Source organism: Mycobacterium sp., from assembly GCF_049278535.1.
Lineage (GTDB): Bacteria > Actinomycetota > Actinomycetes > Mycobacteriales > Mycobacteriaceae > Mycobacterium.
The window spans coordinates 1-16,900 of record NZ_JBAPMI010000161.1; the positions used below are offsets into that span (position 1 = coordinate 1).

Annotated in this window: 17 protein-coding genes and 1 riboswitch; of the genes, 2 read left to right on the forward strand and 15 right to left on the reverse strand. The window is 64.4% G+C overall.

Going from position 1 to position 16,900, the window contains the following annotated elements:
* Positions 1-323 (forward strand): ATP-binding cassette domain-containing protein (locus tag WAO18_RS10665; RefSeq protein ID WP_422206225.1); only part of this gene is annotated, 323 nt, incomplete at its 5' end.
* 9 nt (positions 324-332) lie between these two features.
* On the opposite strand, the gene WAO18_RS10670 is transcribed toward WAO18_RS10665, so the two are convergent.
* The 3 genes from WAO18_RS10670 to WAO18_RS10680 form a co-directional block, all read right to left on the reverse strand.
* Positions 333-1,817, reverse strand: a complete 1,485-nt coding sequence (locus WAO18_RS10670; RefSeq protein WP_422206227.1) for an FAD-binding protein — start codon at positions 1,815-1,817, stop codon at positions 333-335.
* The gene (locus WAO18_RS10675) at positions 1,814-2,317 is read right to left on the reverse strand and encodes a VOC family protein (RefSeq protein ID WP_422206229.1); all 504 of its coding nucleotides are present in this window, start codon (positions 2,315-2,317) and stop codon (positions 1,814-1,816) included. The genes WAO18_RS10670 and WAO18_RS10675 overlap by 4 nt, the downstream gene beginning before the upstream one ends.
* 100 nt (positions 2,318-2,417) lie before the next feature.
* The gene (locus WAO18_RS10680; protein WP_422206231.1) at positions 2,418-3,140 is read right to left on the reverse strand and encodes a TetR/AcrR family transcriptional regulator; all 723 of its coding nucleotides are present in this window, start codon (positions 3,138-3,140) and stop codon (positions 2,418-2,420) included.
* A gap of 114 nt (positions 3,141-3,254) precedes the next feature.
* On the opposite strand from WAO18_RS10680, the gene WAO18_RS10685 reads away from it, so the two are divergent.
* Entirely contained in the window at positions 3,255-3,701 is a 447-nt protein-coding gene (locus WAO18_RS10685; RefSeq protein WP_422206233.1) for a nitroreductase family deazaflavin-dependent oxidoreductase, read from the forward strand.
* A gap of 3 nt (positions 3,702-3,704) precedes the next feature.
* Here WAO18_RS10685 and WAO18_RS10690 read toward each other — a convergent pair whose 3' ends face one another.
* From WAO18_RS10690 to WAO18_RS10745, 12 genes are all read right to left on the reverse strand, one after another.
* Positions 3,705-4,394 carry a hypothetical protein gene (locus WAO18_RS10690; protein ID WP_422206235.1) on the reverse strand — a complete coding sequence of 230 codons (690 nt, stop codon included), beginning with the start codon at positions 4,392-4,394 and terminating at the stop codon, positions 3,705-3,707.
* Between the two features lie 126 nt (positions 4,395-4,520).
* Positions 4,521-5,108 (reverse strand): LysM peptidoglycan-binding domain-containing protein, encoded by a 588-nt coding sequence (locus tag WAO18_RS10695; protein ID WP_422206237.1) that lies wholly within the window; start codon positions 5,106-5,108, stop codon positions 4,521-4,523.
* Between the two features lie 132 nt (positions 5,109-5,240).
* Positions 5,241-6,197, reverse strand: a complete 957-nt coding sequence (locus WAO18_RS10700) for a sterol desaturase family protein (RefSeq protein WP_422206239.1) — start codon at positions 6,195-6,197, stop codon at positions 5,241-5,243.
* A gap of 49 nt (positions 6,198-6,246) precedes the next feature.
* Positions 6,247-6,981, reverse strand: a complete 735-nt coding sequence (locus WAO18_RS10705; RefSeq protein ID WP_422206241.1) for an MgtC/SapB family protein — start codon at positions 6,979-6,981, stop codon at positions 6,247-6,249.
* An 81-nt stretch (positions 6,982-7,062) separates the two neighbouring features.
* Complete coding sequence (locus WAO18_RS10710; RefSeq protein ID WP_422206243.1) at positions 7,063-7,194, reverse strand: hypothetical protein; 132 nt, start codon at positions 7,192-7,194, stop codon at positions 7,063-7,065.
* A gap of 59 nt (positions 7,195-7,253) precedes the next feature.
* Positions 7,254-8,492, reverse strand: coding sequence for a PPE family protein (locus WAO18_RS10715; protein ID WP_422206245.1), 1,239 nt, complete (start codon positions 8,490-8,492; stop codon positions 7,254-7,256).
* Positions 8,493-8,505: 13 nt separating this feature from the next.
* Positions 8,506-8,805, reverse strand: a complete 300-nt coding sequence (locus tag WAO18_RS10720) for a PE family protein (RefSeq protein ID WP_422206247.1) — start codon at positions 8,803-8,805, stop codon at positions 8,506-8,508.
* A 283-nt stretch (positions 8,806-9,088) separates the two neighbouring features.
* Positions 9,089-9,259: riboswitch (M-box (ykoK) riboswitch) on the reverse strand.
* A 170-nt stretch (positions 9,260-9,429) separates the two neighbouring features.
* Positions 9,430-11,262 carry a type VII secretion AAA-ATPase EccA gene (gene eccA, locus WAO18_RS10725; RefSeq protein WP_422206249.1) on the reverse strand — a complete coding sequence of 611 codons (1,833 nt, stop codon included), beginning with the start codon at positions 11,260-11,262 and terminating at the stop codon, positions 9,430-9,432.
* Between the two features lie 33 nt (positions 11,263-11,295).
* Positions 11,296-12,447, reverse strand: coding sequence for a type VII secretion protein EccE (gene eccE, locus WAO18_RS10730; RefSeq protein WP_422206250.1), 1,152 nt, complete (start codon positions 12,445-12,447; stop codon positions 11,296-11,298).
* Entirely contained in the window at positions 12,444-14,261 is a 1,818-nt protein-coding gene (locus WAO18_RS10735) for a type VII secretion-associated serine protease mycosin (protein ID WP_422206252.1), read from the reverse strand. Before WAO18_RS10735 ends, eccE begins: the two co-directional genes overlap by 4 nt.
* Positions 14,239-15,753, reverse strand: a complete 1,515-nt coding sequence (eccD, locus tag WAO18_RS10740) for a type VII secretion integral membrane protein EccD (RefSeq protein WP_422206254.1) — start codon at positions 15,751-15,753, stop codon at positions 14,239-14,241. The genes WAO18_RS10735 and eccD overlap by 23 nt, the downstream gene beginning before the upstream one ends.
* A 175-nt stretch (positions 15,754-15,928) precedes the next feature.
* Complete coding sequence (locus WAO18_RS10745) at positions 15,929-16,840, reverse strand: ESX secretion-associated protein EspG (RefSeq protein WP_422206256.1); 912 nt, start codon at positions 16,838-16,840, stop codon at positions 15,929-15,931.
* Between the last annotated feature and the right edge of the window lie 60 nt (positions 16,841-16,900).

The following is a 16,900-nucleotide window of genomic DNA, read 5'->3' on the forward strand; positions in this document are numbered from 1 at the left end:
CGCTGACGCCGCTCAGCGAGCATCTCGACGAGGTCCGCGACTGGGCCAAGGTGCTGTCCCCCGGTGAGCAGCAACGGGTGGCCTTTGCGCGCATCCTACTCACCAAGCCCAGAGCGGTGTTCTTGGACGAGAGCACGTCAGCGCTCGACGAGGGCTTAGAACACGCGCTTTATCAGTTGCTGCACAACGAATTACCGGACTGCGTTGTGGTCAGCGTCAGCCATCGACCCGCTGTCGAGCTGTTCCACGATCGACAGCTTGAATTACTCGGCGGCGGTCCGTGGCGACTTGGACCGGTGAGCCAGGAGCCGGCGCCGGTCTAGCCGCAGCGCTTATCGGTTAGCGGCCGCGTGCGTCCCGGCGCGGCGGCCGAAAAACGATCCCTCGCCGAGCTGTGTGCCGCTGGCGTACCCCTTGCCGTCCTGCGCGATGTTGGACGCGCACGCACCCACGGCATAGAGGCCCGGGATGACGCTGTTGTCGCTCCGCTGCACCTGGCCGTCGACGGTGACCGACAGACCGCCCATGGTGAATCCCGAGTACATCGCCCGACCGAGGGACAGGTCGAACACTGCCCAGGGTCCATTGTCTTGCGGCGCAATATATTCCGGCCGCTTGTGGAAGTCCGGATCTTCGCCGTTAGCAGCGAACTTGTTGTAACGGTCCAGGGTCGCCGCGACGTGGCCCACCGGTATCTCGAGCGCGGTCTCCAGTTCGGTGATCGTCTCGTAGCCATCGAGGAAGCGGATCAACGGCATCGCGGGCATTTCGGTGTGGGCTTCGTCGACTATCAGGTAAGCGATTTGGTCCGGCTGCTCGAGCACGAAAGCCGATGTGCGCGAATGGTAGGAGTCCTCAGCGACGAAGCGCTTGCCGTCCTTGTTCACGATCACACCGGTCAGCAGTACTTCTGGCGGATAAGCGGCCGCGGTGATGAACTTTTCGTTCATATTCTCTGCGACCCCTCCCGCCGAGATACCCATCCGCAGGCCGAGCCCGTCGTCGTTGGGGTTGCCCAGGATGTAGGGCGCCACCAGCCCATGGTGTTTTGTGCGCCGCGGCTGGCCCAGCGCGGGCGTGTGTTCGGCGACCATCTCCGGGTTCATCGCGAATCCGCCGGCCGCGATGATCACCGAATTGGCTTTGACTGCACCGGTTTCGGTGAAGTGTTTCCAGCCGACGCCGACGACCGAGCCGTCGGTGTCGAGGATCAGGTTGGTTGCCCCGGTCTCGTATCGAATGTGCACACCCAGCTCGTCGGCACGCTTGACCAGAAGATCGATCACCATTGACGCACCGCCGAGCTCGCCCGGCACCGGCACCGAATGCCCGCGCGGCGAAGGGACGGCCTGTTCACAGAACGGCCAGACCTTTTCATTGCCGGTGTAGCTCAACCCTTCGGTTCCAGGCGGAACGACAACCTTGCCCGGGTAAAAGCTTCGTTCGAACTGAAAGCCCAAGTCCTCCAACCAGTTGAAGTGCTCAACGCTGCCGTCGCAGTAGGCGCGGATCTTCTCGTGATCGGGCTGTCGCGACACCGCCACCAGATATTTGTACATTTCCTCGGCCGAGTCAGGATGCCCGGTCGCCTGCTGGACCGCCGTGCCGCCGCCGAGGTAAAAGTGGCCACCGGCAAGCGAAGTCGTGCCACCGGCCGCGGCCGCGCGCTCTAGCACCAGCACTCGTGCGCCGGCGGCGGCCGCGCTGACCGCCGCGCAACCGCCTCCGATACCGAAACCGATCACCACAACGTCGACATCGTCCGAAAACGACGACACCTCGTCGGCACTCAAAGTTGCTGGGATTTCAGTGCTCACCGCTGCTGCTCCTGCTTGATGTAGTCGAAGAACTGCCGCATCTCGGATGAGAAGTGCGCGATCTCCAGGAACGGAACCCCGGATTGTGGGGCGGAAATGTAGGCGAACCGCAAGCCACCGGGCATTACGCCCTGTTGGGTGACGGGGGCATCCTGATCGGCGGCTGAAGCCAGCATGGCATCGAAGTTCTCCAGGCTGTCGGCCTCGACGCAAATGTGATGCAGACCCGGCCCGCTGTCCCGCAGAAAGTCACTATAGACATTAGGGCCGCGAACCGGCTCGATCAGTTCGAGCTGCATGTCGCCGAGATAGCTCAGCGAGATGCTGGCCACGAAATCGGCCGGGCTGCCGAGGTAGCTGCAGGTGTCGGGCGCGAAGTGGACGTCAGGCAGCCGCACCCACTTCTTGACTCCTAACAGGCCGGTGAGAGCCGTTTCCGTGGCACTGAGGTCGTTGGTCACCCAGGCGACTTGGACCGGTGACCCGAAGGAAAGGCTCATCGCCTCGCAGGATATCGCAGCGTCTACCCCGGCAGAAACCGTCGGAAAGCTGTTGCCACCGCCAGGAAGTTGCGGGCTGGAATTTCACGCTGAACACGTTCTAATTCGGCGCCGAAACCCCGAACGCGTGCGCGTCGACGTCGGGTTGGTTCAGCACACCTACGAGCAGTCGCATCTGGGTGTCGAATACGGTTTGCGGGTCGCTCAGCGTGTCGGCACCGTACTGTCCGAACACCTCGAGGCTGATTGCGCCGACCACACCGGCCCAGACCGCGAAGCATTTGGCAATGACGTGATCGTCGCCGGGAAAACCGAACTCCTGCCGCAGTCGTTCGAAGTCTGACGATAGCGATTGTGGTGCAGGGTAATTCGTCAACTTGATGTCGCCCGTCGCGATTCCTGCCGCCACCGCGTCGAATAACGCGCCCACTACCCTCGTCCCCGGACCGACTGTTCGTTCGGCCGGTGCGTGATAGCCGGGCACCGGGCTGCCGTACAGCAGCGCCCAGCTGGCCGGGTGAGCGATCGCCCAACTGCGGGCAGCGTGAGCGATCGCAACAACGTCGTCGCTCCACACTTCGGGCATGGCATCGCGGGCGCCGTCCACCGCGTCGGCGAGCTCAGAGTAGGCGTCGACCAGCAACAAAGTCAGCAACTCGTCGCGGCTTGAGACGTAGCGATACACCGCTGACGACACCATCCCGAGATCGCGGGCGATGGCCCGCAGCGACAATCCGGCCGCCCCATGCGCCACCAAATGGCGCCGGCCGAGCTCGATGATCTGCGCCTCGGTGCGCTCACGAGCGTCGCGCCGCTTAGCCATCTGCTCAGTTTCGCATAAAAGTGAACACTGCTCTTGTTTTTCCGCTATGCGCGTGTCAAGGTAAACCGTATCGAGAGCAGTGCTCTCAAGTTTTATCTATCGAGAGGATGCGAGATGTCGGTGCGATACGACGAACCCAATCGCGCGGCCAAGGCCGCTAATGTGCTGATCCGCTGGCTGGCCGAAGCCGGTATCAGCATCGCCGGCACCCGGGCCCTTCGGGTACGCGGCCGCAAGACGGGCCAGGTTCGCGGCGTGGTGGTCAACGTGCTCACCGTCGACAACCACGGCTACCTCGTGTCGCCGCGCGGCAATACCCAATGGGCGCGCAATGTCCGGGCAACCGGCTCGGTCGAGGTGGGCCCGCGCTGGCGTCGCCGCACACTGCGGGCCACCGAAGTGGACGACGCGGCGAAGCCTGAGCTGCTCCGGCGATACCTCGACAGGTGGTATTGGGAGGTCAAAGGCCACATCGCGGGGTTGACTCCCGATTCCAGCGGCGAGCAGTTGCGGGCGGCCGCGCCTTCGATCCCGGTTTTCGCGCTGGCCGATATCGACTGATCGCTAGATCGCCGGTCCGCCGACGCCCACGTCCTGGCGGATCTGCTGGGTGGTGGACTGCCACGACACCGCAGCCGGGAAACCGCCCCACACGCTGTTGAAGATACCGACGATCCGGGCGGGTCCGGGGCCGCCGGTCAGATACACCGGCCCGCCGGAGTCACCCTGCTGGCTGATCGCGCCGTGCCCCATCGTGAACCACCCGTTGTTGACGCTCTCGACGGTCCCGCAGGTCTCGCCGGTGATCACGCCGAAGTGGCAGATGGGTTCACCGGGTGTCACGACCAGTCCCGGATCCGACGCCAGCACGCGTCCACCGGGCAGGACATTGTTCACTGCCACGTCGGGCGCCAGCACTATCGACTCGTAGTCGTTGACCTGCTGATCCGTCTTGACGACCGTGCCGTTGGGTGTGTTGTCCCGGAATGTCGCGACACTCCCGATGACCTTGTTGTCCTTATCGAGCACGGGACCGTCACCGTGGCAATGGCCTGCGGAAAAGGCCACCCGTAATCCAGGGTCGACGTAACCAAGCGTGCACAGGTGGGGGCCTTGATGAATCTCCATCCCCGGGTACACCAGGATCGGGTCGGCGTTAGCGACGGCGGGCATACCCGCCGTCGCGGCCACAGCGATGAACACGGCGCCGAATGCGCGGATAACCGGACCCCCCACCCGTCGACTCCGATCCATCGAGGCCGGCGCCCCACCGGCCGGCTATGAGGATGCCTGGCCAATATTAGGCGAGAGGACGCCGCAGAGCCGACGGTTAGGAGCACACCGGCCGAGTTTCCGGCCGGCGCGCTCCCCCGCTTGCGATCAAGGAATGGTCAGAACCTGTCCCGGCTGGATCAGGTCCGGGTTTGAGATGCCACTGGCATCCGCGATGATCTGGTATTTGCTGCCGTCGCCGTAGAACCGCTCGGAGATGGCCCACAACGTGTCGCCGGACTCGACGGTGTACGTGCGGGCGGCCTCGGGCTCGGGCTCCGCGGCAGCGGCTTCCTCAACGACAGGCTCGGGTGCGGCCGGTGCGGCCGGTGCGGCAGCCTCGGGCTCGGGTGGCGGCGGAGCATCGGTCTCGGTCTTGCTCGACCACGCGGCGCCGTCAGCCGAGTAGAGCACCAGATTGCGGTCGTCCTGCAGAACGAGACGCACGTTCTTCTTGCCCTTGGTGTCGGTGTGCCACACCGGCTTGTCGGCGGTGTACAGGACGAAGTTGCCGTCGCTCTGGACCTCGGCGCGAACTACGTCCTCTCCGTTGGTCTTCGACGACCAGATCGCATGGCCACGCGATGCCAGAACCAGGTTCCCATCGTCTTGCAAGGTCAGGGTGTAGGCCCCGTTGCTCGAGGTAAGCGATTCACCTTTGACAAGTTTTTGCCCCTCGGTGAGCGTGTCTCCCACTGCAGTCCTCCTCGTCGTCACGGCCTGGCGGATACCGGCCTCGCCATCGAACTTACTGATCTTGGCTTGGCCATGGGGGCTTTCGGCTCGCCGTAATAGAAACGGTGGATGAACAGGGGCTCACCGCTGGCGTCACGCCTGCCGGGATGGCGTCAGTGGAGCGGTGCCGGCCGCGCGTTGCGCGGCGGGTGCCGGTTGCCAGCCCGGGGGTCCGAAGACGTAACCGAGCCGGTCGCGCAGACACGTCGCCGAGCGGAAATCTCTGGCGATAGACAGGTATTCGTGGGTCTGAAGTCGCCAGACGTTGAACGTATCGACCTGCTTGGTCAGCCCGTAGTGCGGGCGAAATGTCTCACGCCGGAAGCTGCCGAACAGCCGATCCCAGACGATGAAAATCCCGCCGTAGTTCTTGTCCAGGTATTCAGCGTCCATGCCGTGGTGCACACGATGATGTGACGGCGTGTTGAAGATGAATTCGAAAGGCGCCCACATTCTGCCGATTCGCTCGGTGTGCACCCAGAACTGGTAGATCAGATTGATCGAGAAGCTCAAGAACACTATCCACGGCGCAATACCCAATAGCGGCAACGGAATCCACATCAGGATCTCGCCGCTGTTGTTCCATTTCTGGCGCACAGCGGTGGCGAAATTGAAGTACTGACTGGAGTGATGGGCTTGATGAGTGGCCCAGATCAGCCGAATCCGATGCGCGAAGCGGTGATACCAGTAGTAGAGCAGGTCGACGCCGACGATCGCGATTACCCAGGTGTACCAGCGCGTCGACGGTAGGTGCCAGGGCGCTACGTAGGCGTAGATCGCCGCGTAGCCGAGGAGGGCGACGAACTTCCAGCCCGCGGTGGTGGCCACCGAAATCAATCCCATCCGGATGCTGGCCCACGAATCGGGCGTCAAATATGCTCCCGAGCCCGGACGCTCAGATTGGGTCTTGGCTTCCAGTTCGACGCGCTCGAGCTTGCGGGCCGCTGTCCACTCCAGAATCAGCAGCGCGAGGAAAAACGGAATTGCGAATAACACCGGGTCCCGCATCTGCTCCGGCAGAACGGACAAGAAACCGGCGATCGCATGCACGCCCCATACTTTACGACGTCAGTGACCTGCGCTTGGCAGAGTGATCGGGCTAATCCGGATGTGGTGCCCGGGGCATCGGCTCGTCCTGCTCGCCGGCATACCAATGCACTGCTTGAACACCTTCCTGCAGCGACAGCTCCGCAACGAGCTGCTCGAGCCGGGCCGGCGCATGGCCATCGCTGAGCAGGTACGCGGTCAACGCGACGCTGTCGTCGCCTGCGCGGCCGGTGTGGATGCCGCGTAGCACCAGCCGATCGCTGCCACCCCCGGTGCGCTGAACAATTTGAGCGCGGGCGTACTTCGCAGATTTCGGCCTACAGATCAGCTGCAGTTGGTAAGGCTGGTCGTCCTCGTCTTCCTCCACCACGTTGTCGTGGTCGATCAGGTGGCCCAGCGGACGTCCGAGCAGGTGTACCGCGACGACCGTGGCTGTCGCGATCAGAGCGAACACGAGATGTCCCCCGGCCGCGAGCACGCCGACGGCCGCCGAGCACCACAACGTCGCGGCGGTGTTCAGCCCGCGAACATTGAACCCCTCGCGCAGGATCACTCCACCACCGAGGAACCCGACCCCCGAAACCACGTAGGACGCGACCCGGGTGGGGCTGCTGTCGTTGGTGGCGACTGCATAGAGCACGAACAGCGTCGCGCCCGTGGCCACCAGTGCATTGGTGCGCAGCCCCGCCCGCCGTGCCTGCCACTGCCGCTCGATTCCGATCAGGGCGCCACAGCCGACACCCACCCCCAGGCGCAGCGTGAACTCCGCGATACTCAGTGTCTGCATGACGCGGTTCTCCTTTCCTCTGGTTCGAGGTACCTACCAGTGTGGACGAATTCGACAAGATTGGCGCGAATCGACGCCGGTTTACGAGTCAGCGAGTTGGATAGCTTTGACTACCAACAGGATCGAGTCCCACATCTTGTGATCCTCATTGACGGGCCCGACCTGCGCGTCGAAACGGCACGCTATCGCCCGCATCTCGTGCGGGTCAGTCATAAACGTCTCTGCATATCGCGCCCCAATTCTTCAAAACGGTTGTGGTTCAGCCAACTCCGTTATCCGACTGCGGCCCACGACGGGACCATCGGCGGGCGAATCAGGAATCGGTTGTCGGCGATGCTGGTGCTGGCTCCGGCCCTGGCGCCCATCCCTGCCGGGGCGACGCCCGGCACGCCGGCCGCGACCTCCGGAGGTGCCGCCAACGGGCTGTTGCCCAGCGCCGAGGCCACAGGTGACGGCATTGATGGAGCCGCCGCAGTCCAGCTGGGCGGAACCGCCAAATGCCCGATTGACCCGGCTTGCCCCAGGCCCGCCGACATCGAGGTACCGGTGGCGCCAAGGCCGGTAATCCCGGGAATTCCTTGGGTGCCGGAACCGAGGCCCGCCGCCAACGGCGAAAGGTGGCCCAGTCCTTCGCTTCCCGCCAACGCACCAGGGCTCAGGAAACTCGCGCTTGTTACCGTCTGTGCGATTTGCGCCGGGTTGAAGGTGCCGGTCGAGGTCAACGTGTTCCATATGTTCGCATTCGGACCCCAGGTGCTCCAGAAGCTGTCGAGTTGGGAATTGCCGGAGGAGCCGCCGCTCAGCAGGCTCTCGAGCCCGGAAAGTCCGGATGTGGACGACGATGTGGACGTCGCCGGCGACGAAAGGCCTTGCAGTGTGCTGGGTACCGCAGAGGTCAGCTGCGACAACGATGCCTGGGTGCTGGTACCGGCGGCCTGGGTGGCCGCGGCCGCTTGTCCGGCGAGTGCTCCGGGAGCCGTGGTCTGCGGCGCGGTGCTGAACGACGGCACCTTGGATGCCGTCGCCGACTGCGCGGCGTAGCCATACATGGCGGCGGCGTCTTGTGCCCACATCTGGCCGTACTGGGCCTCGGTGGCCGCGATCGCCGGCCCGTTCTGGCCGAGCAGGTTCGTCGCGACCAACGTGGCCAACTGCGTCCGGTTCGCCACGATTACCGGTGGCGACACCGTCATTCCAAAAGCAGCCTCGTAGGCGGCCGCGGCTGCCATCGCCTGGCTCGCGGTCTGCTCGGCCTGGGCGGCGGTGGTGTTCATCCATGCTGTGTACGGTGCGGCCGCGGCCGCCATAGCGGTCGACGCCTGACCGCGCCAACTGTCGCCGGTCAGATTTGACACGATCGAGGCGTAATTAGCTGCCTGCGAACGTAACTCGGATGCCAGACCATTCCATGCCGTTGCGGAAGACAGCATCGACGTCGATCCCGGGCCGGCATACATTTTGGCGGAGTTCACTTCTGGCGGAAATGCGCCGAAGTCAAAGACGGCAGTCATCGCGGCATTCCTTTCAGATGGCTGAGCGTGCGTTTGCGGCTTCGGTTGCCGCGTATGAATCTGCGCTTTCGCTCAAAGCGCTGACGAACAGCTCGTGCACCGCTGCGGCGTGAGCACTGATCGCCTGATACATCTCGGCGTGGGATACGAACTGTGCTGCGGTCAAAGCCGATACCTCATCGGCTGCCGCTGGAACCACACCCGTCGTCGGCGCCATCGCGACAGCATTCTGTGCCTTCAACTCCGAGCCGACGCCGGCCAACTGCTCGGCTGCTGCGGCCATCATCTCTGGCTGCGTTGTCACAAAAGTCATCGGGATTCTCCTTGAGGAAGGCAGGCTGAACCCGCAGCAACCGTGTGCAAGCACGTCGAGGCCACGCGTACCCATCAAGAGGCGGGTGCATGTTAATCCAAGCGGCGCAAGCCGTTTCAGATAAAAGAGATGCTGCCGGGGCCGGTTGCGTACGAAATGGTCATCGGTCTCGGATACGGACTATCACTTGGACCCATTTCGCCTCACCTCCTCGCGGCCAGGGCACACAGGGGTGCCGACACGGTGCACGCGGGACGAGGCGGATCCGGCAGACGAGCCGGTCGCCGCACCCCTCTCGTCAGAGCTTTGGCACTGCACGGCGTATCCGGGAGTCCCGGAAGCCACTTGGGCTCAACCCTTAAGCCGGGAGGAGCTGTCCTGACCCTGGGCGTCTTTCGACGTTCGAGGTCAGTGGCCTGTATCCGTGCAGACGCCTCACCTAGCGAGGTGCTTGCAGAGGCAATAGTTCCACCGAACCAGACGAGAGTCAACCTAACTCGCGGGCATGACGGCGCACAACGGTCGGCCGAGATTCGTTATGGCTGTTCACGAATCATGATCGCGAGGTGCAGATCGGCCCAATCAGCTTGGTGGAAAGCGATTTTGGCGTAAAAGCGTGGACGACTAGTCGGTCTTCTTCTCCGCCACCGCGGCGCTGAGCGCCTCGGCAAGGTCGTCGCGAGTCAATTCCTTGAATCGGCGTAACTGATCGTCGCTGAACTCGTCGAAGTCACTGGCCAACACCGCGTCGAGATCCTCGTCGTCCAGGCGGAAGCTGCGGTGATCGCGGGCTTTTTCCACCACGTTGCGCACGAACCCGGCATTACCCAGCGTGTCGATACCGCGGATCAGGTCGCCGTCGGCCGAGATGGTCTCGTCGTCATAGAACCTGGTGTAGGCCGGCAGCAACACGTCGACCGCGTCATCGGTGATGATGTCTTCATTTTCCCGGCCCATCAACTGGGTCAGCGCAATGAGCTCTTTCGGGTTGTAGCTGTAGAACTCGATGACGGTGGAGAACCGGCGTCGCAGACCCTGGTTGACCTCAAGCATCTTGTCCATCGCTTTGGCGTATCCGGCGCCGAACACCACCAGCTCGTCGCGGTGGTTCTCCATATAGAGCAGCAAGGTGTTGATGATCGCGTTGCCGTACGCGTCGCCGGTGGCGTAGCCACTCTCATGCAGGTTGTGCATCTCATCGAAGAAGACTGCACCGCCGCGAGCCTCCTCGAGCATCTCCTCGGTGTTCTTCTCGGCGTCAGCCATGTAGCGGCCCAACAGTTTTGCGCGGCTGGTTTCCACCACCAACGGCTTGCGCAACACGGTCAAACCGCACAGCTGCTTGGAGAACGCCCGCGCCACCGACGTCTTCCCCGTTCCCGGAGGCCCCAGCAACAACGTGTGCCGCGACGTCACCGGAACCGGAAGACCCATTTTCGCGCGGGCCAGATTGACCTTCGTCGTCGACTTGATCAGCTTGATCTCGCGCTTGGCCTGCTCCATCCCCAGCATCGCGTTGAGTTCAGCATCGCCCTCGTCCAAATACTTCTTGGCCATCTCGGCGTGCCGTGCGGCCTCCGTCTCCTCGCGGCTCGGCGCGCTTTCGGCATCCCACGGATCCGTTCTGGCCTCGATGGTCTCCGGGTCCGTCAGCACCAGCCGATAGCTGGCGTTGTCCAACGCCTCGCGCGCCGGCGTGAACTTGGCGTCGCGTGAGTAAACCCGGCGCAGGCTCTCCACGGCGTCTTCTTCGCGGCCCATGTGCCGGTAGCACATTCCCTGCGTGTACATCGCGACGTTGGCCGCACTGGGCACTCGGTCGCCCTCGATCGCTTCCTGGGCGCGGCGGGTCGCTTCCTCGAACACCCCGAGGGAGGCCAGCGCGGTGGTGGCCATGGCGGCTCCGGCGGCCTTCAACTCCGGGTGACGCCAAGCGGCCCCGGGCGGAAACTGGACCAGCACGTCCGGCCAGCGGCCGGTCCGGAAGTGCAGCAGCCCGCGTACGTACTTGGTCAGCTCCTCGTCGGAGGCGTTCCGCGGGGTAATCGAATCCAACAGCTCCGCTGCCTCTGCGTACCGCTTCGCCTCGGTGAGAGCGGCCGCGTACCCGGCGGCCAACGACTCGACGCTGCCGACCGCCAGCTTCAGGAACATGCCGTCGGAGATTTCCGGCCGGAACTCCAACTCGGTCAAGCCGAGGCGGCGGATTTCCCAGCCGAACGTCTTGACGGATTGCCATGCGCCGGTTAGCACCTCGACGCTTTGGTCACCGGCCAGCAACCGCGCCAGCCAGGCGTCGCACATTTCCGGGTCGAGACTGGTGGCCGTCGTGAACATACGCAGCGCCACCTGCGGATTGTGGCTGGGTTGTAGCCCATTGACCGAAATGCCGGATGCAAGCAGTCCTGCGACCATCGCGTTGCGGGCGTCCAGCGCGGTGGACTGCGGTCGGGTCATCCTGCCATCGTAGAGAGCTTCGAAGCCGTCCGCTTATTGCCCTGCCACTGCGCCGACCGGAACCAGAATGTCCTCGGTGTGGCCCAACGTACGACTCGGCATCGGCAGCGGCCGGCGCGACGTCGGCGCCGGAAGGCTGGCGGCCACTGCGCCAAGCTGGCGCCCGGTGAGCCGGTTCAGTCCGTTGAATGCCTCTTTGCGCAGGCGCTTGTCGCTGTGGTAGCGCACCCACACCGACACATCGGCCTCGTGGCCCTCCGCGATGATGCGGATCGTCATTACGGTGACGTCGGCGTCGGTGAGCCAGAGCTCCTCGAGGGTCTCGCTGGTGATGTCGCCAGGTGAAACCCAGAAGCTGGTGACGAAGCCTTCCGGGGTCTTGAGGTAGCGCCAGAACGGCCGCACGTGAGCCGGCTGGAGCCCGGCCAGGACGGCGTCGTCCACCTCGACGATCTCATCGGCGGTCAGCGGCTTGGCGACGCAGTTCCGACCGTCGAGGTCGTTGGCCAGCCGCTCGGTTGCGGCGGCCAGCGTGCAGGCCACCGAGTCGCGGGCGGCGACGGCGCTGACGTTGTGCTGCGGGTCCATCCGCAGCACCAACCAGGTGTTGCGCTCTTCGATCGGGCGTCGATCGCCGTCGGCCCCGAAGTCATCGCGAACGGCCGACTGGACGCCCGTGCTGGCGTGACGCGTGCCCACCGAAACGACGTCGACGCTGTCCAGGCGAACATCGAACTGCCGCAACGACGTGACGACGGCCTCCAGCGGGATCGTCGTCGCCAACGCATCCCGATGGCGATGCCGGCCCGCCTCCCCCGCGCCGTCGACGGCGATCACTGCGATCAGCTGGCCGTCGTATTCGCGGATTCCGACTGTCTCGCGGCTGAATTGGCGACGGTGGTCCACCGCCGGCGTGCAACCGACAGTCAGCGCCTCGGGGTCGGCGTACCAGTTGCGGACTCGAGCGATCGGAGCCGACGAAACGGGCACTCCCCCGTTGGTCAGCAAGGCAACGATGGTCACGATCACCGCCAAGCCAACACCGATCCAGAATGCGAGATTGCGGCCGGCCTGCCACGAATCGGGCAGGTGACTCGCAATCACCAGCAGCGCAACGTCAATGAGGAACACCGTGGTAACCCGCACCCACGACAGGGATAGCCCGTACTCGCGTTGTGCCTTCATTCCTGTCTCCCTGTTGTCTTTCTCATCAGGACCGCTCCGCCGAATACCAGACCGGCCAGCAGCAACGCGCCACCAAGGCCGCCGGCGGCAACCCACACCGGCACCATATTGCGCGGGGCGGGGACCGGAGGCAGGCTCAGCGGCTTCGCCGAATCTTTCGGCAGGACAGAACCATCGGGCACGTCCCAGGTGAGCGCGGCAACCGGGTCGACAACCCCGTAGCCGATTTGGTTGTCCACTCCACGAGCAGGTGCCCTCGCGGTGCGAATCAGCCGGTTGATGATTTGGTGCGACGACAGTTGCGGGTACTTCGCCCGCACCAGAGCCGCCACGCCGGACACGATCGCGGTGGAGAAACTGGTTCCGGAGGGCACCAGCAACGAGTTGTCCGGACCGTCAATTGCGTTGATCAGGCTGTCATCTCGCGGCGATAACCCGATCACGTCGGTACCCGGTGCCGCTATCGACACCCACGGCCCGGCCACACTCAGCTTGTCCATCGGTGTGCCAGAGGCATCCACCGCGCCGACAGTCAAGACATAGTCGCTGTACCAGGACGGGGTCACCACGGTCGTCACGCCGTTCCAGTCGCGAGTATCGCTGGGGTGCAACGGATCAACCAATGGGTTTTCTTTGCAGTCGCGCTGGCTGGTGTCACCTGCGGCCGCGACGATGACGGCATCCTTCTCGACCGCCGCGTAACGAACCGCGGCACCTAGGTCAGGCGCATCGATCAGGCTGCGGGCGCTCATGCACATCACCTGGGAGATATTGATGACCCGCGCGCCCATGTTGGCGGCGTGCACGATCGCGCGCGCCATGGTGAAAATGTTGTCCCGCTTCTGCCGCGTTTGCGGGTCCTCGTCGCCGGTGTAGGCGTCCTTGAGTCCAAAAGCCTGGCTGGACTGCCGAATCGAGATCAGGTCGACGTCAGGGGCAATGCCGCTGTAGGCGTCGCCCGGTGCCGGCGGCGGGGGTGGATCCAGCGGGGGCGGGGCGGCCGGTCGCGGGTAATCCACCGAGACCACCTGGGCGTGCTTGCCGTCGGAGTAGCCGGGCAACACTGCTTTGCCGTGGCCATGGTTTGCCGCTCCGGGCGCCGCCGCTCCAGGCGCCGCGGCTCCGGGGTTTGCCGCTCCAGGCGCCGCCGCTCCGGGCGCCTTGGGCGACGGCGGGCACCACGGACAGGCTGGAGCCTCCTCCTGCGAGGGCGGTGGTGCGGGAACCATCGTGATGGTCTGCGGTGGCGGCGGGGCCACACTGATCGTTTGTGGCGGCGGCGCCACCGGCGGTGGTTCCTTGGTAGGCACCGGAGGTGGTCGTCGTGGCCCGGGCGCCTCGGGTATTTCAGCAGTCCCTGGCGACGCGGCGATCATCGACGCCACGATCGTTCCGTGCGCATCGCAGTCGGACAGCCCGTCACCGCCGCCCATCACGTAGTCGCCGCCGGAGATCAGGTGCGGCAATCGCGGGTGCGGGGTCACGCCGGTGTCGATGACGGCGACCTTCACTCCTGCGCCGCGCCCGAAGCGCCACGCCTCGGACAGGTTGAGCATGTCCATGTACTTCGGCTGAACCCGAAAGTCCGTGCCCGGCAACACCCCAACCTCGGTGCAGTACGAATTCTGTTTCATCGTCTGGGACGGTCCGGGTGAACTGTCCGGCGGCGTCGCGGCCGGGTCGATCCCTGGTGGGTTGATCGCGTAGGCCGGCGATCCGGACAGTGCGACCGAAGCGACGATCAGCGTGGTGGCAGTCACTGCGGCCGCGCGAAGCGGCCACAGTTTGCGACTACCGGTACCGGATCGCTGCATAGACATTCATCAACCACAATGCCAGCGGGAAAATCGGCATCAGGCAGAGGTATTCAACCCACTCGACGAGCTTGCGGAACAGCGGGCTGTAGATGGTGTTTGGCACGGTCGCCGCTGCCGTCAATCCCGCCGCGGGTATGAGCACTGCGAGGCCGGCCGTCACAGAGATCGCGGCGGTCGAGGACAACACCAGCGAGTAGCGCACCACGACGGCGCCGACGATCAGCACCGACGTCACCGCCAGAATGATTGCCTGCCAACGGTCGACGTACGAGCGGCCACGCAGCATCAGGAAGCCCGCAGTGGTAGCGACCAGCAGCAGCGGCAGCCAGCGGTTCTGAGTGCGCGGGTCGGAAACCCCGACCAGCGACACGATGGTCAGTACGCCGAAACCGATCAGCAGGCCAGTCAGGAACGACCGGGCCCGTTCGGCCCGCAGCACGACGTCCTGGATGGATTCGGGGCCTTCCAGGGTGGGACGGCCACCATCGAGGCTGTGGGTCACGGTGGTCGGCAGGTCAGGCCGGGCCTCGAAGACCCAGCGACTGGTCGCCGAAGGAAAGACCGGGAGCCGGATACCGGACAACCAGCGAGACATCGCCGGCGCGCTGTGGTAGCCGAATACACACACCAGCAGAATGCTGGTCAGCAGCGTCACCGCTCCGGTGTCGAACGCCATCCGGGCCAGGCTGGCTATCGTTCCCGCCAGTGCGACGGTGACGATCGCCGTGCCAGTGCCCAGTCGGCGGCCGGTGAACCGCATGATCATCATTGCTGCGACGCCCGCGACTGCAAAACCCATCACCGCGTGGGGCGAGCCCACCGGTCCGGGGGGCGCCGACGCGGCGGCCACCGTGAGCGGCGCGATGCCGCTCCACAGCAGCATGTCTCCGGCGCGACGGTTCTGCACTGTGTGCGAGCGGTTTAGGATCAGCAGGGCCACCGTGAACACCAGCACCGCGATGACGGTGGCGTAAGGAGCCGGGACCCAGGAATCGTGGTGCCAGCGGAACCAGCCCAGCAGCAGCGACGCCAAAAGCACGCCGGATCCGACCATCGCCGCGCCGACCTGGATGGCCACCGTGGGGTTGATCGAGGAGAACCGCTTGCTGAGGTTCACCGAGACAGCGGTCGAAATGTGCTCGATGACCTGTGAGCGGTGCTCGGTGTCGTCGACGAACCGCAACCACAGCCGGTCTCCGTCGTAGACGTCTTGCTCGGTCAGCGACTGGGTGGCCCGCAGCGGCGTGCCGTCAACCAGGCACAGGGCCCAGCGGCCGCGCTGCTTGGCTTCCAGTGCCGCGAGGCCCAACTCCCGCAGTCGGATGTTGACGACCTTCAGTAGTGGATCGACCATCACCGAAACTGGGGCGTTGGCGTCGAGCAGGACACCGATCTGCACGCCCTCGCCGGCGATGATGCCGATCACGGCCGATTGAGGCGATGAGACTGCTTCTGTGCCTGGCTGTGGCGCCTCGGCTACTGCGGTCATCGCTGCACCCCTCTGTCGACGAATTGTGGGTCCATGTGTCTTGCCTCGCTATTTGGAATTGTGACGTCGCGTCCCAATTGTTGAGCAGATTCTAAGAGCATTTTGCGGCATCCGCATCTTTGCTAAATGCTGCATCGAAAATCTCAGGCGTGCACGGTATCTGCGTGAAGATTAGTTAAACTCTGCTATGCGTTTTCCACTCTCCGTAGGGAAGGGTTTCCAGGACGGTCTTCACACCGACCTGCACCAACTGCGGAGTAGCCGGGCAGATCGCGAGCCAGGCCTCGTTCGAGCCGGCGGTACGCGCCTGCTGGTACATCGCGATCCGGCCGCCTGATCCGTCCTTCAGCGAGAGCACCGAGGCGCTCGGAGCCTTGTCGTCGTCGCGATATTGCCTCGCGTAGACCGCGGCTTCCGCGGCCGGGTCGGACAGCGCCTGGCCAAGAGCGGCCACGGTCGCTGCGCTGATCCCCAGCCGGCGCAGGTCTCCGCCGGAAAACACGTTAAATCCTGAGCTCTGCCATGCTTTCGTGATTTCGAGCATTTCTTCGAGCGGCACGTTGACCGCGTTGATCGCGGCGGGCTCGGCGTGGTGGATCGACTCCAGCGCGTCGAACACCAGCGTCGCGATCGACGTCGTGTCGGCGATGGCTACGTCATCGACGGTGATCTCGTCGCCGACTCGTACGGCCGACACCCAGTGCTGGCCGCGGCGGGCAAGCAGAACCCGGAACTCGTTGTCCGGGATGTCACGCGATCCCACCGGCTCCTCTTGGCCGGCCTCGTCTTTCTCCTTGACGCCGTAGAGCAATTTCCCCCGAGACAGCAGTGCGACGATTTCAAGATCGGGAGCGGCGAGCACTCGCATTCGAGCGGCTACCGCGTCATTAACCGTCTCGCCGTCGACGATGCCTTGTTCGCGCATGACCGCCATGCCCGGATGCTCGTTGAGCCAGTCCATGGAATCGGTGGAGACGAATGGTCGACATCGCAATTCGGGTGCGACGTGACGAATATCCAGCAACGCTTGCAACATCCAGAAACCCTCGACATTGACGGTGATGTCGGTGCGTGTGGTCTGATCCATTCGCTTCTCTCGTGTTGATGTTCTCTGCTATCGCACGACGCGGCAGCACACCTGAATCGG

What these genes read in the sequence shown, in the direction of transcription:
- WAO18_RS10720 (WP_422206247.1), bottom strand. Translation starts at nt 8,805, where the DNA reads ATGACTTTTGTGACAACGCAGCCAGAGATGATGGCCGCAGCAGCCGAG.
- WAO18_RS10675 (WP_422206229.1), bottom strand. Translation starts at nt 2,317, where the DNA reads ATGAGCCTTTCCTTCGGGTCACCGGTCCAAGTCGCCTGGGTGACCAAC.
- WAO18_RS10690 (WP_422206235.1), bottom strand. Translation starts at nt 4,394, where the DNA reads ATGGATCGGAGTCGACGGGTGGGGGGTCCGGTTATCCGCGCATTCGGC.
- eccD (WP_422206254.1), bottom strand. Translation starts at nt 15,753, where the DNA reads ATGACCGCAGTAGCCGAGGCGCCACAGCCAGGCACAGAAGCAGTCTCA.
- WAO18_RS10715 (WP_422206245.1), bottom strand. Translation starts at nt 8,492, where the DNA reads ATGACTGCCGTCTTTGACTTCGGCGCATTTCCGCCAGAAGTGAACTCC.
- WAO18_RS10745 (WP_422206256.1), bottom strand. Translation starts at nt 16,840, where the DNA reads ATGGATCAGACCACACGCACCGACATCACCGTCAATGTCGAGGGTTTC.
- WAO18_RS10705 (WP_422206241.1), bottom strand. Translation starts at nt 6,981, where the DNA reads ATGCAGACACTGAGTATCGCGGAGTTCACGCTGCGCCTGGGGGTGGGT.
- WAO18_RS10710 (WP_422206243.1), bottom strand. Translation starts at nt 7,194, where the DNA reads ATGACTGACCCGCACGAGATGCGGGCGATAGCGTGCCGTTTCGACGCG.
- eccE (WP_422206250.1), bottom strand. Translation starts at nt 12,447, where the DNA reads ATGAAGGCACAACGCGAGTACGGGCTATCCCTGTCGTGGGTGCGGGTT.
- WAO18_RS10735 (WP_422206252.1), bottom strand. Translation starts at nt 14,261, where the DNA reads ATGCAGCGATCCGGTACCGGTAGTCGCAAACTGTGGCCGCTTCGCGCG.
- WAO18_RS10680 (WP_422206231.1), bottom strand. Translation starts at nt 3,140, where the DNA reads ATGGCTAAGCGGCGCGACGCTCGTGAGCGCACCGAGGCGCAGATCATC.
- eccA (WP_422206249.1), bottom strand. Translation starts at nt 11,262, where the DNA reads ATGACCCGACCGCAGTCCACCGCGCTGGACGCCCGCAACGCGATGGTC.
- WAO18_RS10685 (WP_422206233.1), top strand. Translation starts at nt 3,255, where the DNA reads ATGTCGGTGCGATACGACGAACCCAATCGCGCGGCCAAGGCCGCTAAT.